Origin of the sequence: Paraburkholderia pallida, from assembly GCF_004524855.1 — a bacterium.
GTDB classification, from domain to species: domain Bacteria; phylum Pseudomonadota; class Gammaproteobacteria; order Burkholderiales; family Burkholderiaceae; genus Paraburkholderia; species Paraburkholderia oxyphila.
Genome location: NZ_CP038151.1, coordinates 700,995 through 724,786, shown reverse-complemented (window position 1 = coordinate 724,786; position 23,792 = coordinate 700,995). Strand labels below are relative to the sequence as shown.

At 64.7% G+C, this 23,792-nt stretch carries 19 protein-coding genes; 3 read left to right on the top strand and 16 right to left on the bottom strand.

Annotated elements, in window-relative coordinates; translation table 11 throughout:
- Positions 1-59: 59 nt before the first annotated feature.
- From E1956_RS38090 to E1956_RS38070, 5 genes are all read right to left on the bottom strand, one after another.
- Positions 60-1,880: a chloride channel protein gene (locus tag E1956_RS38090; RefSeq protein WP_134758510.1), complete on the bottom strand. Its 1,821-nt coding sequence runs from the start codon at positions 1,878-1,880 to the stop codon at positions 60-62.
- 194 nt (positions 1,881-2,074) lie between these two features.
- Entirely contained in the window at positions 2,075-2,830 is a 756-nt protein-coding gene (locus E1956_RS38085) for a class II aldolase/adducin family protein (RefSeq protein ID WP_134758509.1), read from the bottom strand.
- On the bottom strand, positions 2,827-3,903 hold the full coding sequence (mtnA, locus tag E1956_RS38080; RefSeq protein ID WP_134758508.1) for an S-methyl-5-thioribose-1-phosphate isomerase: 1,077 nt from the start codon (positions 3,901-3,903) through the stop codon (positions 2,827-2,829). The genes E1956_RS38085 and mtnA overlap by 4 nt, the downstream gene beginning before the upstream one ends.
- A 94-nt stretch (positions 3,904-3,997) precedes the next feature.
- The gene (mtnK, locus tag E1956_RS38075; protein WP_134758507.1) at positions 3,998-5,263 is read right to left on the bottom strand and encodes an S-methyl-5-thioribose kinase; all 1,266 of its coding nucleotides are present in this window, start codon (positions 5,261-5,263) and stop codon (positions 3,998-4,000) included.
- A gap of 322 nt (positions 5,264-5,585) precedes the next feature.
- Positions 5,586-9,158 (bottom strand): indolepyruvate ferredoxin oxidoreductase family protein, encoded by a 3,573-nt coding sequence (locus tag E1956_RS38070; RefSeq protein WP_134758506.1) that lies wholly within the window; start codon positions 9,156-9,158, stop codon positions 5,586-5,588.
- A gap of 99 nt (positions 9,159-9,257) precedes the next feature.
- On the opposite strand from E1956_RS38070, the gene E1956_RS38065 reads away from it, so the two are divergent.
- Positions 9,258-10,163, top strand: coding sequence for a LysR family transcriptional regulator (locus E1956_RS38065; RefSeq protein ID WP_134758505.1), 906 nt, complete (start codon positions 9,258-9,260; stop codon positions 10,161-10,163).
- Between the two features lie 31 nt (positions 10,164-10,194).
- Here the strand turns inward: E1956_RS38065 and E1956_RS38060 are convergent, their stop codons facing one another.
- From E1956_RS38060 to E1956_RS38035, 7 genes are all read right to left on the bottom strand, one after another.
- Positions 10,195-11,637 (bottom strand): MFS transporter, encoded by a 1,443-nt coding sequence (locus E1956_RS38060; RefSeq protein WP_134758504.1) that lies wholly within the window; start codon positions 11,635-11,637, stop codon positions 10,195-10,197.
- A 50-nt stretch (positions 11,638-11,687) separates the two neighbouring features.
- Positions 11,688-13,676, bottom strand: a complete 1,989-nt coding sequence (locus tag E1956_RS38055) for an aconitase family protein (protein ID WP_134758503.1) — start codon at positions 13,674-13,676, stop codon at positions 11,688-11,690.
- A gap of 93 nt (positions 13,677-13,769) precedes the next feature.
- A complete protein-coding gene (locus E1956_RS38050) occupies positions 13,770-14,663 on the bottom strand; it encodes a LysR family transcriptional regulator (protein ID WP_134758502.1) in 894 nt (297 codons plus the stop codon).
- Positions 14,664-14,719: 56 nt separating this feature from the next.
- A complete protein-coding gene (locus tag E1956_RS38045; RefSeq protein WP_134758501.1) occupies positions 14,720-14,968 on the bottom strand; it encodes a hypothetical protein in 249 nt (82 codons plus the stop codon).
- A gap of 117 nt (positions 14,969-15,085) precedes the next feature.
- On the bottom strand, positions 15,086-15,250 hold the full coding sequence (locus tag E1956_RS46435; protein WP_167338397.1) for a hypothetical protein: 165 nt from the start codon (positions 15,248-15,250) through the stop codon (positions 15,086-15,088).
- Positions 15,251-15,375: 125 nt separating this feature from the next.
- Positions 15,376-15,573: a hypothetical protein gene (locus E1956_RS38040; protein WP_028220360.1), complete on the bottom strand. Its 198-nt coding sequence runs from the start codon at positions 15,571-15,573 to the stop codon at positions 15,376-15,378.
- An 805-nt stretch (positions 15,574-16,378) separates the two neighbouring features.
- On the bottom strand, positions 16,379-16,615 hold the full coding sequence (locus E1956_RS38035) for a hypothetical protein (RefSeq protein WP_134758500.1): 237 nt from the start codon (positions 16,613-16,615) through the stop codon (positions 16,379-16,381).
- A 34-nt stretch (positions 16,616-16,649) separates the two neighbouring features.
- Here E1956_RS38035 and E1956_RS38030 point away from each other — a divergent pair, with 34 nt between their 5' ends.
- Positions 16,650-17,804 carry a branched-chain amino acid ABC transporter substrate-binding protein gene (locus tag E1956_RS38030; RefSeq protein WP_134758499.1) on the top strand — a complete coding sequence of 385 codons (1,155 nt, stop codon included), beginning with the start codon at positions 16,650-16,652 and terminating at the stop codon, positions 17,802-17,804.
- Positions 17,805-17,905: 101 nt separating this feature from the next.
- Here E1956_RS38030 and E1956_RS38025 read toward each other — a convergent pair whose 3' ends face one another.
- The 4 genes from E1956_RS38025 to E1956_RS38005 form a co-directional block, all read right to left on the bottom strand.
- Positions 17,906-19,225 (bottom strand): MFS transporter, encoded by a 1,320-nt coding sequence (locus E1956_RS38025; protein ID WP_134758498.1) that lies wholly within the window; start codon positions 19,223-19,225, stop codon positions 17,906-17,908.
- 31 nt (positions 19,226-19,256) lie between these two features.
- Complete coding sequence (locus E1956_RS38020; RefSeq protein ID WP_134758497.1) at positions 19,257-20,264, bottom strand: fumarylacetoacetate hydrolase family protein; 1,008 nt, start codon at positions 20,262-20,264, stop codon at positions 19,257-19,259.
- Positions 20,261-20,839, bottom strand: coding sequence for a VOC family protein (locus E1956_RS38015; RefSeq protein WP_134758496.1), 579 nt, complete (start codon positions 20,837-20,839; stop codon positions 20,261-20,263). The genes E1956_RS38020 and E1956_RS38015 overlap by 4 nt, the downstream gene beginning before the upstream one ends.
- Before the next feature lie 252 nt (positions 20,840-21,091).
- Positions 21,092-22,819 carry an FAD-dependent monooxygenase gene (locus E1956_RS38005; RefSeq protein ID WP_134758494.1) on the bottom strand — a complete coding sequence of 576 codons (1,728 nt, stop codon included), beginning with the start codon at positions 22,817-22,819 and terminating at the stop codon, positions 21,092-21,094.
- A gap of 191 nt (positions 22,820-23,010) precedes the next feature.
- Between E1956_RS38005 and E1956_RS38000 the strand changes: the two genes are divergently transcribed.
- Positions 23,011-23,778, top strand: coding sequence for a response regulator transcription factor (locus E1956_RS38000; protein WP_232072392.1), 768 nt, complete (start codon positions 23,011-23,013; stop codon positions 23,776-23,778).
- Positions 23,779-23,792: the final 14 nt, after the last annotated feature.

The following is a 23,792-nucleotide window of genomic DNA, read 5'->3' as shown; positions in this document are numbered from 1 at the left end:
CCCCACAGCGCCGGGCTACGGCAACACGATGGCGCGCGTGCCCGCTCCGCGAGTGGCGTTCATCGGCCCACATCGGCATGCTCGTCGGGTCCGTCCTGGCGCTTGAGGGTGGGTGCGAAAAGCGTGTTGCGAGGAATCCAGACCTGGCGGAACTGTTCGAGCTCGCGCTCTTCCGCGAAGACCTGCATCGAAGGCTTGACCAGGTCGTGCCGCGAGACCACGCCGAGCAGGCGCATGGTCTTTGCGTCGTCCACGACAGGCACGCGCTCGAGGCCCGAGATAGCGAGCCGCGCCGCCACGTTCCTGCACGTCTCGCCAGGCAAGGCGATCTCGGGCCGGGTCTTCGCGAAAGCCGAGCCAATCGGCATCCCGGCTTTGCCCAGCGGAATCGGGTCGAGCAGCGCGCGGTCCACCATGCCCAGCAGCACGCCATCCCTCAGCACCGGATAGGCGCGAAACTTCTGCTCCTTGCCGAAATAGTCGTTCAGAACGCTAGAGATAGTTGTGCTCGCATCGATCGTCACGACCGTGCGCGTCATGACCTCCTCCACATAATGGCGTTCGAGCGGATCGATGCTGTATTCGCGGTAAATGTGATAACCGCGCCGGGCAATTTTCTCGGTCAGGATCGAGCGACGCATGAACATCACCGTGAAGCCGTACGCCACGGCGGCGGCCGCGAGCAGCGGCAGCAAGGCATTGACGTCGTCGGTCAGCTCGAAGGCGAATACCGCGGCCATCACGGGCGCGCGCATCATGCCGCCGAGCGCGGCCGCCATGAAGACGAGCGGCCACAGCGCGGGGTCGCCGCCGGGCATGTACGGCCCGACGATAGCGCCCACGCCCGCGCCCATCATCAGCAACGGCGCGAGCACGCCGCCCGACGTCCCCGAGGCGAGCGCGATGACCCAGATGATGGCCTTGACGACCACGATGCCAATCACGACGTGCAAGACGAGGTGATTCTGCAGCAGGTCGCCGATCACGTCATAGCCCACCCCGAGCGTGCGCGGCTGGAAATAGCCGCCGATGCCCACGGCAATGGCGCCCAGCGCGGGCCACCACATCCAGTGAATGGGGAGCTTGCCGAACAGGTCTTCCACCTTGTAGAGCGAAGTGGACAGCCCCCACGACAACGCGCCGGCAATCAGCCCGGCAATGGCCGCCGCCACGATGCCGATCGGGCCGATGGGCAACGTATGCAGCGGAAACAGCGGGCCGCTGCCGAGAAACAGCGGCCGCGTGAAGCCCGCCACGACGCAGGCGATGGCCACCGGCAGCAGGCTGCGGGGGCGCAGCTCGAACAGCAGCAGCTCGATGGCGAGCAGCACGGCGGCCACGGGCGTGCCGAACACGGCGGTCATGCCGGCCACGGCGCCCGCCACCAGCAGCGCCTTTCTTTCGGCGCTCGAGAGATGGAAGAACTGCGCGATGAGCGAGCCGATCGCGCCGCCCGTCATGATGATCGGGCCTTCGGCCCCGAACGGCCCGCCGCTGCCGATGGCGATGGCCGAGGCGAGCGGCTTGAGCACGGCCACCTTCGGCGACATCTTGCTCTTGCCGAACAGAATCGCCTCGATGGCTTCAGGAATGCCGTGGCCGCGAATCTGCTCCGAGCCGAAGCGGGCGATCAGGCCCACCAGCAGCCCGCCAATCACGGGCGCGGCCACCACGAACCAGCCGAGCGTGTTCTGGGCCGGAGAATGATTCGCCGTCGAGAGCGTCTGGAAGAAAAACAGGTTCGTGAAGAAGCGGATGAGGTGCAGCAGAAAGTCGGCGGCAACGGTGCTCAGTGCGCCGCCCACGGCAGCGATGGCACTGATGCGCAGAAGCCGGACATCGGTTGCGAAATCGCCCTTGTGCTCGCCGTGCTCGCTCATGATCCCCCCCTGGCGGGCACCGTGTGGTCGGCGGTGCTCACGCGATATTTATATCACAACGTGATGCAATTAGCCGGATTCATCCGCTGAATTTACCGGCTATGAATGCGCGCTCGTCAACCGCGCCGTGCTTCGAGGAATTTCGGCCACGCCTGGATCCGCTTCGCTGATCCTGCGCGCCTGCACCGCGCCCCTCACTTGCGCGGGCCGTAGCCCTTGAACTTCTCGATGACTTCGTCCATCTGCGCGTCCGACAACAGCGGCGGCTCGCCGATCTGGCACGCGAGCAGATATTGCTTCGCCAGCACCTCGACCTCGTTGGCGAGCCACAGCGCCCGCTCCAGATCTCGCCCCAGCGCGATGACACCGTGATGCGCGAGCAGGCAGGCGAGCCGCTCGTGCAGCGCTTCGAGCGCGTGATCCGAAAGCGCCTGACTGCCGAAGGTCGCGTACGGCGCGCAGCGAATGGAGTTGCCGCCGGCCGCGGCCACCATATAGTGATGCGCGGGAATGCCCCGGCCGTGGATTGCAAGCGCCGTAGCCGCATTGGAATGTGTATGGACGACCGCGTTCACGTCGGACCGCGCACGCAGGATGTCGCGATGAAAGCGCCACTCCGAAGAGGGGCGCTGCGCCTCGAAGAGCGGGTCGTCCTCGCGCACGTCGAGCGGCATCCAGACGATGCGCTCGCGCGTGAGCGCCGCGCACGGCACCCCGCTCGGTGTAATCAGGAGTCCGTCATGCCAGCGCGCGCTCACGTTGCCCGAGGTGCCCTGATTGATGCCGAGGCGCTCCATGTCGCGCGCGGTATCGACGATCTGCTGCCGCAGCTCGGTCTCGCCGCGGGCATCGCGTGCGCGCGCCGCGGTCTCGCCCGCCCGGCGCTCTCCGCGCTCTCCGCGCTCTCCGCGCTCTCCGCGCTCTCCGCCCTCTCCACTCGCGCCGCTCATACGGCCGCTCCCGTGGCGAACAGCGTCGCCAGATTGTCTTCGAACGGCGCGCGCACGATGCCCAGCTCCGTCACGATGCCCGTGACGAGCGCGTGCGGCGTCACGTCGAAGGCCGGATTGCGCACCTTGATGCCCTCGGGCGCGGTGCGCCGGCCCGCGAACTGCGCGACCTCGTCGGCGCTGCGCTCCTCGATCACGATGTCCGCGCCACGCGCGGTGCGCAGATCGAGCGTGGACGATGGGCACGCCACATAGAACGGGATGCCGAAATGCTTTGCCGCGATCGCCACGCCGAGCGTGCCGATCTTGTTCGCGACGTCGCCGTTCGCGGCCACGCGGTCGGTGCCCACGATCACGAGATCGATCAGCCCCTGCGCCATGAGCGCGGGCGCCATGCTGTCGGTGATCAGCGTGACGTCGAGCCCGGCCTGCTGCAACTCGTATGCCGTGAGTCGCGCGCCTTGCAGGAGCGGCCGCGTCTCGTCGGCATAGACGCGAAACGGCACGCCCTCGCGATGCGCGCAATACAGCGGCGCGGTAGCGGTGCCTATGCCCGTTGTCGCGAGCGCGCCGGCGTTGCAGTGCGTGAGCACACCGCTGCCCGCCTTGATCAGCGAGCGGCCATGCTCACCGATCTTCGCACATAATTCGATATCCTCATGATGGATGCGCGTTGCCTCGGCCACGAGCGCCTCGTAGACCTCCGCACCCGTGCGGGCCTCGGTGCCCCGCGTATGCGCGAGCATGCGCTCGAGCGCCCAGCGCAAGTTCACCGCCGTCGGCCGCGCGCTGTCCAGATACGCGGCGTGCTGCTCGAGCCGCGCGAGGAATGCGTCGCGCGGCGCTTGCCGCTCGGGCTGCATCGCCACGCACAGCCCATAGGCCGCGGCAACACCAATCGCCGGCGCGCCGCGCACGCGCAGCTCGTGTATCGCGCGCCAGACCGCCTCGACGCTATCGGTCGCCTCGATCACGCACTCGAGCGGCAGGCGCGTCTGGTCAAGCAGATAAAGGGTCTCGTCGCGCCACTCGAGGGTGGGCGGAAGATGCGATTTGTGCGGCTGCAACGCCATACGTTCTCCGTGAATGCTGGTACGCCGGACCATGCCGCTTACGCGGCCGATTGTTCGTGCCAGTCTCGTGGTCGTGTCGCTTGCGCCGGCGCGCTCACGCTTCCACCGGCTCCGCGAGCACCTGAGCCGCCAGCGCGGCGACAGCCCCGATCGAAGCCAGTTCGCGTCGCTGCACGAGCAGCGCCTCGGCAAGCCGCAGGCAGCGCATTTCCACGCGGGCGCGCACGACTTCGTCCTTGATGCCGGTGATCTCCGCGACCTTCGCCATGCCGACGATGCGCCGGATCATCTTGCAGCCCGCGAAGCCGAGCGTGTCCGCCAGCAGCCGCCGCATGAAGTCTTCACGAAACGCCTCGGCGGCGCGCGTGTCGGCGGGGCCGCCGATATACGCGCGGCCCGTCTCGCGCTCGTGCATGCGCCACAGCCCCGCGAACTTCTCCGCAAAGCCGTGCCATACCTGCGCGACCTGCTCTAGCAGCCAGCGCTGATACACGGCGGGATCGCGGCCCGCCACGCGGTCGTGCCAGTCTCGCGCATAGCAGGCGAGCAGCAGGTTCGCGATGAACGCGCCCGTGTCGAATCCCATCGGCCCATAGAACGCGAACTCGGGATCGATCACATAGGTCTCGCGCTCGTTCGCCATGATCGAACCCGTATGCAGATCGCCGTGCACGAGCGTTTCCGCATGGTTCATGAAGGCCCACTTCATCTCGCCCACGGCGCGGCGCAGCGGCTCGTGCGTGCGCAGCCGCTCGACCGCCGCGGCCGGCAGCGCAGGACTATACACGTTCGAAGGGTCGTCCTCGAATGGAAACGTGAAGACGAGATCCTCGGTGATCCGGCACAACTCGGTGTTGATGTCGCCGCCCACGGCCGCCTTCTTCGCGTCGGGCGCGAGATACAGATCGGAGCCATGAAACAGCGTGCGCGCGAGAAACGTGGAGACGTGATCGGCCAGATGCGGATAGACGATGCCGTCGATGAGCCCCTGGCGCAGCACGCGATGCGAGTCGAGCCGCTGCATCACGATGAGGAACTTCTCGCTGTCGGCGTGATAGACGCGCGGCACATGCTGCGGGCACAGCGCGCCGAAGCGGCGCAACGCGGCCACTTCGCGCTCCATGCGCTCGCGCGGCAAGGGCCAGCCCTCGCCCACGAGCCGCAGGAACGGCGGCGCCTGCTTGACGACCACGCTGCGCTGCGGGTCGCGCGCGCTGCTCACGTAATAGACATAGTTCAGGTTGCCGTCGCCCACTTCGACGACCTGCAATTCGCTGTCGTCGCCTAGCCGTGCATGGACGGCTGGAATACCCCTCAGGTATGCCGCCAGTTCGGAAGAGCTGAAAGCCTCGAAGCGCATGGGTTTTCCTATGCGGAAAGGGGACGCTGGGAATGGGGTCGCCTGGGCTTGAGCGCTCGCTCGCGCGAGCGTTGCCAAAAGCCCATGCTGGATGCGCCCGCTCATCGACTGATCGACGCCCAGACGCATGGGCTCCCTGGGTAGCCGCGTGGGTGTCAACCGCGTTGGGCGTCAATTTACATCAGACGTCTGATGTTAACGACCAATGGTTTTCCCTTGAAGGCGGGGCCACATCGAGGACTTTCAATCTGTCCCTCTCGCCGGCGGAACGTCTTGCGGCGAGAGGGACATCGCACGGCTTATGCGTGCTGCTTATACAACCTTAGGCGCTGGCGGCCACACGCACCGGCGTGCGGTACGCGCGCAGCAGTTGCTCGCGCTTGCTGGCAGCGGCCCGGACGTTGTTCTCCTTGACGTGGCCGAAACCGCGAATGTCGTCCGGGATGCCGGCCAGCTTGAGCGCCGTGGGGAGGCGTTCGGCATCGAGCGTCGCGCAGAATTCGTCGACGAGCGCGAGGTAGTCGGCAATCAACTGGCGCTCGCCGCGCCGCTCGGCCGTGCGGCCGAACACGTCCAGCGCCGTGCCGCGCAGACCCTTCATGCGGGCGAGCGCACGCAGAGCCGGGAGCACCCACGGACCGAACCGGCGCTTCTGCATGTGGCCCTGTTCATCGCGTTTCGCGAGCAACGGCGGCGCAAGGTAGAAGCTCAGCTTGTAATCGCGGCCCGGTTCGCCCTCGAACTGCTCGCGCAACTTCGCGAGGTAGGCGGGGTCGGCGTACAGGCGGGCGACTTCGTACTCGTCCTTGTAGGCCATGAGCTTCGCGAGATTCACGGCAACCGAGCGCGTGAGCGGCAGCTTCGCATTGCCGGTGGCCTGCATTTCCTTTTCGCGAATACGGTCGATCACGCCGCGATAGCGTTGCGCATAGGCCGCGTTCTGGTACGCCGTCAACAAGGCTTCGCGCGAGGCGATCACGGAGTCGAGCGACTCGGGCATGCGCACGACGATCGCCTGTGCCGCCGGCTTGGCGTGCGCCTTCACAGCGGCATCGCCGTGCTGCGCCACATGACGCCCCCAGTTGAACGCGAGGCGATTCTTCTCGACCGCCACGCCGTTGAGCTCGATCGCCTGCAGCAGGCTCGTGAGCTGCAGCGGCAGCCAGCCCTTCTGCCAGGCAAAGCCCAGCAGCAGCGGGTTGCTGTAAATCGTGTCGCCGAGCAGCGCCAGCGCGAGCGCGTTGGCGTCGATAAACTCGCAGCCGTCGCCGATGCTCTCACGCAGGCCCGCTTCCGTTTGCACGCCGGGGAACGACCATTTCGGATTCCGGACGAAATCCGCAGTGGGCGTCGCGCCGCTATTGACCGCGGCCACCGTCACGCCGTGCTGCGTACGCGAGAGCACGTCGTTCGACGCCGTCACCACCACGTCGCAGCCGATCACGAGCCGCGCCTCGCCCGTGGCGATGCGCGTCGCATGCAGCGCGCTGGGCGCGGACGCGATCTGCACGTGGCTGAGCACGGCGCCGCCCTTCTGCGCGAGGCCTGCCATGTCGAGCACGGTCACGCCCTTGCTTTCGATATGCGCGGCCATGCCGATCAGCCCGCCGATGGTCACCACACCCGTGCCGCCCACGCCCGTGACGAGAATGCCATAGGGGCGAGCGAGCGCAGGCAGCGTGGGAGCCGGCAGCGCGTCGAAATCGGGCGCGGCGGTGCTACGCGCGGCCTGCGGCTTGCGCAGTTGCGCGCCTTCGGCCGTCACGAAGCTCGGGCAAAAGCCCTTCACGCACGAGAAGTCCTTGTTGCACGACGACTGATTGATCTTGCGCTTGGTGCCGAGCGGCGTTTCGAGCGGCTCGACCGACAGGCAGTTCGACTGCACCGAGCAATCGCCGCAACCTTCGCAAACCGCGTCGTTGATGAAGGCGCGGCGTGCCGGATCGGGATAGGTGCCGCGCTTGCGGCGGCGGCGCTTCTCGGTGGCGCAGGTCTGGTCGTAGATCAGCACGGTCGTGCCGGGCACGTCGCGCAGCATGCGCTGCACGGCGTCCAGCTCGTCACGGTGATGAACCTTCACGTCCGTGGGCAGCACGACGCGCGAATCGTATTTCTCCGGCTCGTCCGTGACGATGACGATGCGCTTCGCACCTTCGGCGTGAACCTGATGCACGATCTGCGGCACGGTCAGCACGCCGTCGATGGGCTGACCGCCCGTCATGGCGACGGCATCGTTATAAAGAATCTTGTACGTGATCTTGGCATTCGCCGCGATAGCCGCGCGAATGGCCAGCAGTCCGGAATGGAAATAGGTGCCATCGCCGAGGTTCGCGAACACGTGCTTGTCGCCGGCGAAGTGCATCTGCCCGATCCACGTCACGCCCTCGCCGCCCATCTGGCTGAAAGTCTCGGTCTTGCGGTCCATCCAGATCGACATGTAGTGGCAGCCGATGCCCGCGAGCGCGCGCGAGCCTTCGGGCACGTTGGTCGAGGTGTTGTGCGGGCAGCCCGAGCAGAACCACGGCTTGCGCTCGACGCTCACCTGGGGCTTCGCGGCCTCGCGCTCCTTGGCCTCGATGATCGCGACGCGCGCCAGCATGCGGGCACGCACGTCTTCAGGCAGGTCCGCACGTGCGAGGCGCCGCGCGATGGCCTTCGCGATGAGCGCGGGCGATAGCTCGTAATGCGCAGGCAGCAGCCAGCTGCCGCGCGGCACCGACCATTCGCCGCCTTCGTTGTCGCGTTCGTCGAACTTGCCGTAGATCTTGGGGCGCACGTCCTCGCGCCAGTTGTACAGCTCTTCCTTCAACGCATATTCGAGGATCTGGCGCTTTTCCTCGACCACGAGAATCTCTTCCAGACCGGTGGCGAACGCGCGTGCGTCCTGCGCATCGAGCGGCCACACGCAGCCCACCTTCATGACGCGCAAGCCGATCTGCGCGCACGTTGCGTCGTCGAGACCGAGGTCGCTGAGCGCCTGGCGCACGTCGAGATAGGCCTTGCCTGCGGTCATGATGCCGAAGCGCGGCGCCGGCGAATCGATCACCACGCGGTTGAGCTTGTTGGCGCGCACGTAGGCGAGCGCCGCGTACCATTTCTCGTCCAGCAGGCGGGCTTCCTGCACGAGCGGCGTGTCGGGCCAGCGGATATTGAGGCCGCCCGCGGGCATCGAATAGTCGTCCGGCGTGACGATCTCCACGCGCTCCGGATCGAGGTCGATCGACGCCGTGGATTCGATCACGTCGGTCACGCACTTCATGGCCACCCACAGGCCCGAGTAGCGGCTCATCGCCCAGCCGTGCAGACCGTAGTCGATGTACTCCTGCACGTTGGACGGATACAGCACGGGAATGCCCGCCGCGATGAACGCGTGCTCGGACTGATGCGCGACCGTGGACGACTTCGCCGCATGATCGTCGCCCGCGAGCACGAGCACACCGCCGTGGGCGGCGCTGCCGGCCGAGTTCGCATGCTTGAACACGTCGCCGGTGCGGTCGACGCCGGGCCCCTTGCCGTACCACATGCCGAATACGCCGTCGCGCGTCGCGCCCGGCCACAGGTTGACCTGCTGCGAGCCCCATACGGCGGTGGCCGCGAGATCCTCGTTCACGCCCGGCTGGAACACGATGTCGTTCTCGTGCAGATGCTTCTTGGCTTTCCACAGCGACTGATCGAGCGCGCCCAGCGGAGAGCCGCGATAGCCGGAAATGAAGCCGGCGGTGTTCAGGCCGGCCTTGCGGTCGCGCGCCTTCTGCAGCATCGGCAAGCGCACCAGCGCCTGGGTGCCGCTGATATAAACGCGCCCGCGTTCGAGCGTGTACTTGTCGTCGAGCGAAACCGGGGTGGCCGGCGTATCGGTCGTCATATCGTATGCAACGGGGTCGCGCGCATTCATGGGGTATGTCTCCGCTGGATAATCATTTTCCGGCGAGTATAGAAAGCCATATTCGTATCGTAAAATCACAAATAGGCAACTCTGATATGCGAAAAACAGATGGCATTCGATCTCACGCTGCGGCAGCTCCGCTACTTCGTGGCGGCGGCGCAAACGGGCCAGTTCTCGATGGCGGCGGCCAACGAGCACGTCTCTCAATCGGCCATCACTAACGCCGTGCTCGCGCTCGAAAGCGGGCTTGACACGCGCCTGTTCGAGCGCCTGCCGCATGGCGTCGTGCTCACGCCGGATGGCCAGGATTTTTATAATCACGCCCGCCGCGTGCTGGACGCCGCGCGTGATGCGGTGCACAAACCGCCGTTCCGGGCGCACGACATGCGCGGGACCGTGCGCATTGCCGCGAGCTATACGGTGCTCGGCTATTTCCTGCCCGAATTGCTCGCGCGCTTTCGCGGCACCTACCCGTTCGTGGATTTCGACTTGCAGGACCGCGAGCGCCCCGACATCGAAAAAGCGGTCCTGAACGGCGAGGTGGAGATAGGCGTGGTGCTGCTATCGAATGTCGAGCGCCTGAGCCGCTTCGGCAGCCACGTGCTCAACCGCTCGCGGCGGCAGTTGTGGGTGGCGCCCACGCACCCGCTCGCGCGCATCGACGCGCCGTCGCTCAAGGACATTGCTGCGCATCCCTACATTTTGATTACAGTGGACGAGGCCGAGCAGTCGACGCTGCGCTACTGGAAGAAGAAAAGCGTGAAGCCGAATATCGCGTTCCGCACTTCGTCGATGGAAGCGTTGCGCGGGCTCGTTGCGCATGGCTTTGGCGTGACGGTGCTCTCGGACATGGTGTTCCGGCCGTGGTCGCTAGAAGGCAATCGCATCGAGGCGCGGCCCGTGCTCGATGCGATTCCTCATATGGAGGCCGGCATGATCTGGCAGAAGGATGTGCAGATGAGCGGCCCCGCCGCGGCGTTGCAGCAGTTTTTGATTCATGCGTGCGGGGCGTGAGGGCGGCGGGGAATCCGCAGAAGTTGCGAAACTAATGCGAAATGCTTTCGAGCGATTGACCGAGCGTGCGCGGGCCCATGAGACCGATCGCGACGATAACGAGCGCCATCGCGCCGGCAATGAAAACGAACACGCCCGTCACACCGAATTCCCTGAGCATGAACGCGATCACGAACGAGCTGAATACGGCCGAGAGGCGGCTCCACGAATAGACGAATCCCACTGCTCGCGCGCGGATCGCGGTTGGGAAAAGCTCCTGCTGATATGTGTGGTAGGTAAACGAAATGATGTTGCCGGCTAGCGTGAGCAGCACGCCGAGCGTCACGATCGCAACCGCCGATGCGACCTGACTGAAGAGCAGCCCGCTAACGATATTCACCGCCGCCATGAAGACGATCACATGCTTGCGTTCGAAGCGGTCCGCGATCCAGTAGCCGAGCAGCGGCCCGAGTGGCGCGGCAAGACCGATCACGGTGGTGTAAAGCAGGCTCGACGTGACCGTGATGCCCTGCTTGACGAGCAGCGTCGGCACCCAGTTCGCAAAGCCAAAGAAGCCGATGGTCTGAAAAATGTGGAAGACCACGAGCATGATGGTCCGTTTGCGATAAGGCGGCTTCCACATATCGGCGAACCCCGCCTTATGCGCCACCGGCTCGGCGCGGCCGGGCACGGGCAAGGGCTTGCCGTACTGGCGCGCGACCTCGTCTTCGAGACGGCTGAGGACGGCGTCGGCCTCCTTCAGGCGGTCCTTGCTAGCCAGCCAGCGCGGGCTCTCGGGCAGATTGCGCCGGAAATACCACACGAACAGCGCGCTCACGCCGCCCAGCAGCACGACCCATCGCCATCCGTCGACCCCATAAGGCGTGCGCGGCACCAGCAGATACGAGAGATACGCCACCACGGGCACGGCCGAAAAGCCGATCGTCTGGCAAACCGCGAAGGCCCGCCCGCGCAGGTGCCTCGGCGCGAGTTCGGAAAGGTAGGTGCCGATCGTCACCAGCTCGACGCCAATGCCCATGCCCGACACGAAGCGCCAGAAGTTCAGGCCGCCCGCCGTGTCCTGGAAGGCCATCACGGTATTGGCCGCCACATACCAGAGCAAAGACCACGTGAAGATGGCCCGGCGGCCGAAGCGGTCGGCGAGAAACCCGCAGGCGATCGTACCGAGAAAAAGGCCGCCGAAGAGCGCAGCAATGAAGCTCGCCACGCCCGAGGTGCCGAACAGGCCCGTCGTCGTGGCCGTGAGGATGCCGCCCTTCACGAGCCCCGGCGCCACGTAGCCCGTGAACAGCAGGTCATAAAGCTCGAAAAAGAATCCGAGACTCAGCAACAGGATCAACTTCCATATCGCGCGGGTCGCGGGCAGCCGGTCGAGCCGCGCGGAAATCGCGCCCTTGCTGGCGTCTGTAACGGCGTCGGCTGGCGTTACCAGGTCGGTGGCGCGCAGGTGCGCAGCGCTCTCCAGAATGGCCATGCTTGTCTCCTGAATCGTTGTTTGAATGAATCGCCGCGCTCAACCGGCCGTTAGCCCGACTGCCGGCGTAAGCGCGCAGCTTGCCGGTACTGCTCCTGCAACTCGGCGAACGACGCGATCCGGCCGGCCAGCGCGCTCGCCGCCACGGTCGGCGGACTCGCGAGCCATACCTGGCCCGGGCCCGAGCGGCCCGGAAAGTTGCGGTTGATGGCGCTGATCGTCACCTCGCTCGCCGCCGTGGATGCGCCCGGCCCGCAATTGGCGCAAGCGCCGCACGAGGGTTGCAGGAGAATGGCGCCAGCCTCATCGAACGCCTTCAGGTAGCCGCGCCGCTCGCAGTAGTCGCGCACCTCCGAGGTGCCGAACTGCAGATACAGCTTGACGCCCGCGGGCACGCGCAGGCCACGCGCGGCAGCCCATGCCAGCACTTCGTGATAGTGATCGAAGTCTTCGCGCTTGCCCGCCGTGCAAGAGCCGCCGTAGGCAATATCGACGTGCGGGCGCTCGGCAAGATCGCGCAGCGCAATGCCGTTGCCCGGGTCTCCGGGCGCAGCGAGCATCGGCGAAATTGCCTCGCAGTCGATGCTCAGGACTTCTGCGTATTGCGCCCCTTCGTCACTGCACATCCACGGCTCGATCTCGAAGTCGATGCCCCGGCGCTCCTTGAGGAACCTGACGGTTTCCGCGTCGGGCGCGACAATGCCGGTGAACCCGCCCAGCTCAGCGGTCATGTTCGTGAGCGTCGCGCGCTCGTCGGTCGTCAGCTGCGAGATCGCCGCGCCGCAGAACTCGAACACCTTGCCCAAGCCAAGGCCCGAGCGGATTCGCGGGTCGGCGAGCAGGTGCAACGCCAGGTCCTTCGCCGTCACGCCCGCTGCGATCTTGCCGTTGAACTCGACGCGCAGCGTTTGCGGCACGGTCATGCGCACGGCGCCGGTCACGAAAGCGTTGGCCATGTCCGTGGTGCCCACGCCGAACGCCACACAGCCGAGCGCGCCGCTATGTGGCGTGTGCGAATCGGTGCCCACGATCAACTGGCCCGGCAACGCATAGCGCTCGGCCATCATCGCGTGAGAGATGCCTTCCGAACCTTCGCTTGAGGCCCCTTCGGCTTCGCTCAGGTAGCCGTGGTTCCTCACGCCGTATTCGCGCGCGAACTGACGATGCGCCGCGGAAAGCTCCCGCACATCGGGCAGCAGGCCGTTTCGCACGTGCAACGCGCTCTTGTGCGCATACGAAAGATGATCCTCGAACGCGAGTATCGTTGCGCGGTCGTGCAATGCGAGCGGCCGCCCGAACGTGGCATGGAGCATATGCGCCGCCATGCCCGTGTAGTACTCGTGGATGAAGCGCCAGTCGGCCCGTACGAAGGCGCCCGCGCCCGGCACCAGCGTCTCGCCGGTGCCGCCGGTTTGCAGCGCGTGGCGTTCGAGAATCTTCTGCACGAGCGTGCGCGGTGCGCTGTCGACTGCCTCTCGCACGCAATGGATCTGCCGCATCGCTCGCGCGCCGTAGCGCAGCAATCCGCCACTGCGCAGGATCTCGGCCGCGAGACTATCGCGCGAGGCGACGAGCTCGTCGATCTCGATGGGCTCGCCGCGCCGGATGCGTGCGATCAGCCCGAAATCCGTCGACGTGAACAGGCCGAGATTGTCGGCGTTCTGTCGATAGATGCGCTCGAAGCTCTTCGCGATCACGAGGCGGATGCCGGCCCGGTATTCCGCCAGCGGACTATGCTCGCGCGACGAGCCCTTGCCATAGCGGTTGCCCGCGACTGTCACGCAAAAGCCGCCGGCGCGCACGGCATCCATGCCGACCGGATTGCGATTGCCAACCCGCAAGCCGAGATAAGGCACCCGCCCCAGCCGGTCGTCGAAGCGCGTGAGCACACTCATCGGCGTAATCTCGTCCGTCGATACGTCGTCTCTCAACGCGTGCGGCGGCACGTCCGCGAGGTCCGCGCCTTTGAGCTGCTGCTCGATCGCGTCCGCATCCGTGCAAAGAAACAGTATCCGGCCGCTCAAATCCAGGGTTGCCATCCGATCTCTCCTTGAGCGGAAATCTAGACGGCGGGCCCTTGCGTGCAAAGTGCTCGATCGGCAATGGGGGCATCGCGGATCGCGATGCCCGGGTTAGGCCTGGGTGCGTGTCAACGCGTCAATGAGCGCCTGAACGGCCCTGAGACGGGACGACTTTCTGAGCGCGTGCACGTGCAGGCTGCGGCTCATGGCCCACGCTTCGTCGAGCGGCTTGCGCACGAAGCCGCTCGACCCCGCAAAGGCGGACGCGGCGCTGGCGGGCACGATGCCGATGCCGAGCCCCGCCTCGACCATGCGGCATTGAGCGTCGAAGCTGTTCACGGTGACGGCGAGTTTGAGCGGCACGCGCATGGCGTCGGCGCGCTCCTTCACCACCTGGTCGAGCGAGCCGCCGGCCTGCAGCGCGACGAGCGGAAAGCGCAGAACGTCGTGGAACGTGGGCGCAGCCATCGAGACCAGCTCATGATCGGGCGGCAGCACGACCATCAGCGGATCGTCGGCGAAGTGCCACGATTCGAGCCCCGCGGGCGTCTTGCCGCAAGCCGATACGCCAACGTCCGCGCGATCCTCCATGCACGCGCGCACGACCTCGTCGCTGATCTGCTCCGTCAATTCGATCTGCACGAGCGGGTAATCGGCCTGAAATGCCTTGAGCCGCTCGGGCAGGAAGCCGACTATCGCGGAGGCGTTGGCGTAGAGGCGCACGATGCCTGCGATCTGGCCGCTGACCGACTGCACCTCGCGCGCGAACGACTGCAACTGGTCATGCAGAGCCGTCGCGCGCGCGTACGCCTGGCGGCCCGCTTCGGTCAGCTCGACGCCGCCATGGGAGCGAATGAGCAAGGGCAAGCCCACTGCGCTCTCCAGGTCCGCGATACGGCGGCTGAGCGCCGAAGGCGCGATGTGATTGCGGCTGGCCGCGCGCGCAATGGAGCCCTCGCGCACCACGGAGATGAAGAGTTCCAGGCTGTACGGATCGATTCTCATGACAGAAGCTGTGCCAAACCCGACAGCCGCAATATTAGCGACCGCTCAGCCGATCGTCACGAGCCCGCTGCGCATCGGCGCGAGTCTTTGAGCCGCTCCAGGCGGCCGAGCAACTCTTTGGCCTGCTTCTGCGCATGCGTGGACAGCATGGGCATGACCAGGATCGCCTGGATTCTCGCCTGCCAATAGTCGAGGCTGGCCATCGGGCCGGTTTCAAGAATGCGCACGCCCGCAGCCGACTGCTCCAGATGGCTGAGAACATGGCGAATGTGCGCCAGATCCTTTTCGGCGAAATCGTAGCTCACAAAAGATCCCCGTCGTCGGTCTCGGGATGAGACGTGATGTTGGCGTAAACGCGTTTGTGGCACGGACGCCACTCGAACAACAAAGCCACCGCATTTCATCTTGACGCTTCGTGATCCTCAATGTTTTGCTCGGACCCACCGGCACCAATCATGATGATCGAGATTGCGCAGCAGATCGGCACGCCGCCGCTCGCGGCGATGGTGATGAATGGAAATTGCCGCAACCACAAGGACGATCGGCACGATCGCCGCGACAGCCATGTTCAGCCACGCCTGGTCCATATCAGCCTCCCTGGATACCCCGCAAGCGCTGCCCTTTCTCAAGGGCCCGCATACCCTGGATATAAATTCGACTCGTGGACGGTGTCCGTTACCTGGCGCACACCCGGCGCGTGCCTGGCGCGTATCTAGCGCACGCGGGACACCGCGCGCAGCAGCGCGTCGCCGCGCGGCGTGACGCGCGCAAGCGCAACGCCTGATTCCGGCGGCTCGATGTCGATCAGTTGAAGCTCGCGTAACGCGCCTAGCTCGATGCGGTCCGGCTCGATCCAGTCGGGCGCGTTCTTCACCAGCATCAAGGTAGCAAGCTCGTGTGGACTCAACATGTCAATACCTCCCATCGGGGAAGCCAAAATCAGAATGGGGGTTCGCATGCAGCGGCGGCTGCATGTCAGCACTGTCGACAGAGCGCAGCGAGGCGCGACGGACGTTGGCTAGCGAGGCCTATCCAGGCAATACGCAACGCCCTGCATAGGGGCGTCGTCGTCTTTGCGGAGCTGGAGTCGCTGCAGACGCAGCGGAGCCGGTCACGGTGCGCAAAGTGGCCGCACTGGATTCCGGCGTGGTGGCAAATGACTTTCTTTCAGGAACATTCACGCATCGTCTCCCGTTTCGCACCCGCAGCCTGGCCGTTGCCACGGCGGCCAATAGTCGGCGTCACGGCGGCCGGAAAGCGCTGCCGCCAGCACGCCGACGCGCTGGTCAATTTAGAGACTTCATTCTAACTTTGTTAAATCTGTCGCGTTCTAGCATCCGGTCCAGGAGTTTCCCCAATTCATGCCGGCCGCCCACTCGTGGTCGATACGGCCCGACAAGGGCCGGAACGCCCCCCCGGCGAGGCCGCCATTGTGTACCTATGGCCTCACACCCTGGCCCTGGAAGAACCGTAATTTACCTGTCGGGACAGGCGCGGAAATAAGCAGCTTCGTCGTTCTAGTATCCGTGGACCCAGGCCGAAGAACGGCCCGAACACGGTGTGCTTGCCGCCACCCTCCGTCTCCATCGCAAGGACCAACGACGCATTGTCGAGTCGAATTTTGATGTGCTTATTAATTTTCTCCGTAGCGGCCAGCACTTGGAGTTCGTTCCTTGATCCGGTCGATTTGCTCCTAGACGGAGGCGCGGTCCTTCTTAATTTCTGCAAGCAAGCATTCGTTCCGGATGACCGTGAAAGCGCCGCTGCATATCGGCAATCCGCATTGCCATACCCATGCGCAGCGCCACGCGCACTATGCCGATTTCTGCATCGGCACTGTTTATTTTCGACAAGACCCGGCAAGCCCCGGATTCGTATATTGCTTGCAGCCGACCGGAAAAACGGAACGCGAGGAGACATGTGCCCGCAAAGACCACCAGGGCGGTGGGCACCCGCACGATCCATCATCGAGGAGCACCCAAAACAATGAAGTTCCATCGCACAGTCATTTCCGCAGCATGCATCCTGGGTTTTACCCTGGCAGGCGCACCCTGCTCCTTTGCATCGTCGCCGGTCGAAGTGAAGATCGGCTTTGCCGCGCCGCTCACGGGCGGCCAGGCCCACTACGGTGCCGATTTCCGCAGCGGCGTGGAGCTGGCGATCGATGACATGAATGCCACGAACCCGGTGATCGGCGGCAAGCCCGTGCGTTTCGTCCTTGACGGCCAGGACGACCAGGCCGACCCGCGCACCGGCACGACGGTCGCGCAAAAGCTCGTTGACGACGGCGTGGCTGCCGTCATCGGCCACTACAACTCGGGCACCAGCATCCCGGCCGCGCCCATCTACGCGAAGGCGGGCATCCCTGAAATTGCCATGGCCACGGCGCCCACCTATACGCGCCTCGGCCTGCCCACCACGTTCCGCCTGCTGACTTCGGACACCCAACTAGGTAGCGTGCTGGGCGAGTACGCGGTGAAGGGTCTCAAGTTCAAGCGCCTGGCGATCGTCGACGACCGCACCGCCTACGGACAGGGCGTGGCCGAAGAGTTCGCCAAGGCCGCGAAGGCGGCGGGTGCCACCATCGTGGACCAGGAATATACGACCGACAAGGCCGTGGACTTCCGCTCGATTCTCACGAAGATCAAGGCGGCAAACGTCGATGCGGTGTTCTACGGCGGCGCCGATACCCAGGCCGCGCCCATGCTGAAACAGATGCGCTCGCTGGCGATCAAGGCGGCGCTGATCGGACCGGACATGGTGCAGTCCGACAACCTGATCAAGATCGCGGGTGAGGCATCCGAAGGCACGCTGGCCGCATCCGAGGGTAGCCCGCTCGAAAAAATGCCGGGCGGCAAGGCCTTTTCCGACCACTACGCGAAGCGCTTCAGCCGCCCGGTCGAGCTGTACGAGCCCTATGCCTACGACGGCACGATGGCCGTGTTCAACGCCATGAAGACGGCGAACTCGACCGACCCGCATGTCTTCCTCTCTGCGCTGAAGGCCACGAACATGAAGGGCGTGACCACCACCGAGCTCTCGTACGATCAGTACGGCGACCTGAAGTATGGCGGCGTGACGGTGTACAAGGTCGCGGGCGGCAAGTGGGTGCCGCTGCAGACCGTGGGCACGAAGGACTAACGCACGCGAAATACACGCGAGCCGGCGAAGCATGCTTCGCTGGCCGCGTTGCGCCCGCCATTCAGACCGCGGCGTTGATATCGCGGCGGTCCAAGGAACGCTCAGGCGACGCTGCGCGCGGCGCTGCCGATACGTCTGCCCGAATAGACCAGCACCGCAACGCCACCCGCTATCAGCAACGCGGCAAGAACGTAGAGTCCCGCATCGAGTCGGCCCGTGGTCGTTTTGATCCAGCCAATCAGCGCCGGGCTGAAGAAGCTGCCGAGTTGGCCGAGACTGCTGATCAACGCGATTCCGCCCGCTGCGCCGGAACCGGAGAGATGGTCTTGAGGCATGGACCAGCAGATCGGTAGCGCAGCGAACGTCAACACCACCGCGATGCTGAGGAACAGCAACGCCGAATACAGTCCGCTTCCGTACAGGCCCACGAGACAGAGCGCAACCCCACCGCCAATGGCGCACACGGCGTAGTGACAAAATCGTTCGCGGCGTTTATCCGAGTGACGCGAGATGGCGACAATCCCGATGGCCCCGATCCCATACGGGATGGCGCTCAACAAGCCGGTGTCAAAGACACTGTGGATTCCAGCGCCGTGAATGATGGTGGGCAGCCAGAAGCTGATGGCCATCGTTCCACAAGTCAGCGTGAAATAGACCGCCGAAAACAGATACACCATTGGATTGCGCAACGCAGCCCCGATCGACCCCGATGCGAGCGCTTCCTTGGACGCCAGGTCCGCGTCCAGATCTCGCTGGACGCGTTGCTTCTCCGCTTCGGTCAGCCACCCCGCCTGCTGCGGGCTATCGACAAGGCAGAGTCGCACGACGACGCCCATGAGGATCGCGGGTGATCCTTCGAGAATGAACATCCACTGCCAGCCTGCGAGGCCATGCACGCCGGCCGCGTATTGCATGATGGCGCCCGAAACGATGCCGCCCGTGACGCCCGCGACGGCAACCGCCACGAACAACCACGCGGTGACCGATGCCCTGCGTGAAGCGGGAAACCAGTAAGTCAAATAAAGAACGATCCCGGGGAAGAATCCAGCCTCGAACACGCCGAGCAGGAAACGCATCGCGTAAAGCATCCATGGCGTCGTCACGAGCGACATGCACGACGAAACCACGCCCCAGCCAATCATGATCCGCATGAAAGTGCGCCGCGCGCCAATGCGTTCGAGCAGCAGATTGCTGGGCACTTCGCACAGGAAGTAACCCAGGAAGAACACGCCCGCGCCAAGCCCGTACACCGCGTCGCTGAAGCCAAGGTCGGCCTTCATCTGCAATTGCGCGAAGCCGATATTGATACGGTCAAGGAACGCGATCACGAATCCCACGAAGACAAACGGCACGATGCGCCGGCTGATTTTCCGGTATAGCGCGGCCAGATCGCTATCATTTCCTGCTGTAGCTGAAGTCATACTCGTCTCCAATATTCGACGCGATATCACGTCATGTATTCATTACCGTCTGGTCGATTGCGCCGAATACCGAGCGGCCGTCCTCGGTCAAGACTTCCATGCGAATCCGGTCCCCGTATTGCAGATAACGTTGCTGCTGGTCGCCTGGCCAGCCTGAGAGCGCTTGTCGTACCCGGGCTTCTGTCACGCAGGCGCTGCCTGTCGATGGGTCCGCGTTGCTGATCGTGCCCGCGCCCACGATCGTCCCCGCGCAGAGCGCGCGCGTTTTGGTTAGATGCGCAATGATCTGCGCGAAATTGAATACCGTTTCCTCACCCGCGTTTGGCGTGCCGAATAGCTCGCCATTGAGCTCGACTCGCACCGGAAGATGCAGCATCGCGTCGCGCCACGCGTGACCGAGCGCGGCGGGCGTAACGGCGACCGGAGCGAAGCTGCTTGCCGGCTTGCTTTGGTAGAAGCCAAATCCGCGAGCAAGCTCACCCGGGATGAGCCCACGCAGCGACACGTCATTCACGAGAGCGACCAAAGCGATACCGTTGCGGGCTTGTTCGAGCGTGGCGCCCAGCGGCACGTCGGTGGTGACGACCGCGATCTCCGCCTCGAAGTCGATCCCATGCGCCTCGCTGAGCCCCACGATCGGCGCCGTGCCGGCGAGCATCACGTCCGAGCCACCCTGATACACGAGCGGCTCGGTCTCGTATCGATCCGGAATGGGCTCCCGGCGCCATTGATACATGAGGCGCGCGTGATTCCTGTACACCGAGGCATCGGCCCATTGATACGCGCGCGGCAAGGGAGCGAGCGCCGCCGCCGGATCGAACGGCTCGCAAGATGCCCACCCGCAGGCGTCCAAACGCTGGCAGCAAGCCTCCAGTTGAGGCGCGGTAGTCGACCAGTTGTCGAGCGCCTCCTGCAGGGTCCTGGCGATGCGAGGCACCGGCATGCAGCGCCGATAGCTGGACGAGACGATGACCAGTTCGCCATCACGGCTGCCGTCGTGCCGCGTTGCGAGTCGAAGCGCGGGGGATAGCGTGCTCATGCGCCCTCCTTCCCGGCCGCGCGGCGCGTGGCGGATTCAACATTCCATTGCGCAAGCTGCGAATGGGCATGCCGCGCGAAATCGCTCACGACATCGGCAGGGGCGACTTCAGTCGTCAGCTCCAGGCGCAATCCGTTCGGGTCGAAGAAGTAGATCGACTCGATATAGCCGTCGTGATCCGTGATGCCGAGCACTTCAATTCCGTGCGCCAACAAGCGGGCTTTCATCGCTTCCAGCTTCGCGCGACTGTCCACTCGCAGCGCGATGTGATTGACCCATGCGGGCGTGTTTGCACTGGGCGCAGCACTTTGACCATCGCCCAGATCGAAAAAGGCGATATGGGATCCATCGGCCATGCGAAAAAAGATATGCACGTACGGGCAGAATTCCCCGGTGCTCGGCACATGGTCTTTTTTGATCACGTGAACGAGCGGAAGACCGAGGACGTCTTCGTAAAAGCAGCGGGTTTCCTCGGCGTCGCGGCAGCGCCACGCAAAGTGATGAAGGCCCAGGATCGTGCCGATCGGCACGGGCGCTGCATGGCCTGCAGCGGGGCTTGCGATTGCATTGTTCATGGTGAAAATCAACAGGTTGAAGTTTCGCAATGGCTCAAAGGGGTGCCACAGCGCTCGCTGCTCAAGCCGACAGAGACGGCGCCGGCAGGCTATGAAGCGCCGCGTCTATGGCGGCTTCGCATGCTTGCGCGTCGCCGATCTGTTCGAAGAGGAGCAGCGCCAGTCTTGCGAGGAAGAGCGACTCGCTCTCTCTGCCCGCGGCGCTTACGGCACGGGCGCAATGCGTGTAGACGCGATCTCGCGAATGGCTATTCAGTTCAGGCATGCTTCCTCCATGACATCGAGTTTCGTGGCGCAGGCGCGGGAGATGGCCACGCGCACGCTTTGCCCGGACGGCCGATGCCATCGGGCGGCCACATGACCGTCGGGGCGAATCAGGTAGACCGAGCCTTCCCCGGCGCCATATGCCCGGGTGATGCGCGCCATCGCCTCGGCCGAAACGAGGAAGTCGTGTTCGCCCCCGGTAACACCGACACTTCGAATCTGAACCGGCACGGCAAGGGTCGCCAGCGCCTGGGCCAGCGACTGCTTCCGATCCGTCGAAAGCCCGAACGCGAGCACGGTAAAACCGGGAGCCTGAAACACGTCGCTCAAAAACTGCCCGTGCGCGTCGAGCGCAACATCAATGGCGACGCCGCCCGGCGCGGGTCCCGATTCGAAGCCATCGCCATCGGGCGTGAGCGTCGAGCTCGTGTAGGTGATCGCCTCGGTTTGCCGGGGATTGACCATGCTCGCAATCGCGGGATGCTCATAAGCCAGCGATAAACAGGCTTCGCGCATCAGGTCGAAGCCGCGCGAAGGGGGCGACATGAACTCGGTGCTGCGCATCGCGCTGGCCGCATTCTCGTGAAAAGCCTCGATCCGTTCGGCGCTGTAGCCGTCGAGCAGTCCTTCGTCCGCGCCATTCGATATGACGAACGCCAGCTTCCAGGCGAGATTGTCGGCATCGTCGAATCCCGAGTTGAGACCGCGCACGCCGAAAATCGGCATCGCGTGCGCGGCGTTTCCGGCGAACAGAATCCGGCCATGCCGGTATGCATCGAGTGTCATGGCGCCTGCGCGGTAGACCGAGGTCCAGACAGGCTTCCAGGGCAGATGGCCTTCGCCGATCGCATCGAGGTGGGTCTGCACGAACGCCTGCACTCGCGCGGGCGTGAGTGCGTCTTCGGCGCAATCCCCGGGCCGCAACTGATAGTCGATGCGCCAGATATTGTCCGGCTGGCGATGCATGAGGATGGTCGACCCGCGCCACCACGGCGGATCGAACCACGCGCGCCGCTCGGCCGGCGCTTCGCTGGCCAGTTCGATATCGATGATCACGTAACGCCCTTCGTAGCCCGTGCCCGCCAGTTCGAGGCCCAGCGTCTTGCGGACAAAGCTCTGGCCGCCATCGCACGCGACCAGCCAGTTCGCGCCGGACCGATACCGGCCATGGGGCGTCTCGATCTCGATTGCGACGCCGCTGTCGGTGGTCGATACGCCACTCACGCGCGAGTCCCAGCGCACGTCGACAGTGCCTGGACGGGACGCATTGACTCCTGCGATGGCCTCGAGCAAGTAGTGCTCGATGTAGTACTGCTGCAAGTTGATCATCGGCGGAAACTTCTCCGATGGTTCATCCGGCATCTCGAAGCGGAAGACTTCATGCTCGCGATAGAAGCTGCGGCCCCGGCTCCAGCGCAGACCTTTCGCCAGAAAATCCTCTACAGCGCCCAGTCTCTCCACGATCTGCAAGCTACGGCGAGAGATGCAGGCCGCCCGGCTGCCCTCGCAGACAGAATCGTCCGCCTCGATCACGACGGATCGCACCCCGAATCGTGCCAGGCCCAGCGCGGTTGCGAGCCCGACGGGGCCGCCGCCCACGATGACGACATCGTGTCTTTGCGTCTCCACGCCGTTCTCCAGCGCCGGCAGGGAGGCTGCAAACCGCCGGTATTCAAATGGGCCGATGCGGTCGAGCCTGCCGCGCGTGTCGCTCATGGGTTGGTCTCCTTCATTGATTGCGCTTCGCACTGCGTGTAACGTGCGTGATCGAAGCGCCGACAACGTTATTGTTCAGCGAACCGGCCGCTGCCGTTGTCATAGGTTCTTATGACGTACAAACCCTGATGAGGAACGAGTGAAATACTGGAGAATCCAATCCCGGTGCGACGACATTGCGCCTCCCGTTCGTGACAAAGGTCATCGCCGGCATAGGAACCGAGGACCTCGCGCAATACATCCTGGAGGCGGTGCAGCCGCTGCTGCCCGCGAGTCACTGCACGCTGTTCGCGCTGCAAGCGACCGGGCGCGTTTCGGCGTTGTCGACGGCAAGCGCGCACGGTGCTGTCGCTTCGATTACGGCCGTCGAGTACTACCGCAATCGCTTCGATCTGCTCGATAACAACATGACGTGGCTCGCGCGCAAGCGCGTGCCGGCGCGCTCGCAACTGTGGATGAGCCATCAGTTTGCCGAGGACGTGAGCGACCCGCGCTATCGCGACTTGTGCTACACGAAGCCCGGCATCAGGGAGCGCGTATCGGTGCTGCTGCTGGACCGCGATGGCTTCCGCGCCGCGATCAGCCTATATCGAAACCTGTCGTTCGATCCGTTCTCTGAAGAGGACTTCGAAACGATTACGCGTTGCGCGCCCGTCCTGCACGAAGCCGTGCTCGCCCATGTGAGAAAGACCGCACGCCGCGCCGTGAGCGATGCGCTGCATCACCGGATACTGACAAACCTCGCGCATCGTGAGCGCCAGGTGATCTCCTGGCTGCTCGCGGGAAAAACGTCGAGAGAGACGGCCGCTTTGCTGGAGCTATCCGAAAACACGGTGCTCACGTACCGGTACCGGGCGTTCGCCAAGCTGGGCATCCGCTCGCAGCGCGATCTGCTGACGACGCTCGATCAGCTTCCCGCCAACTTGAGTCCGGCGAGGAAGAAGCAAAAGGATGCGTAGGCGCGAGGCAAGCC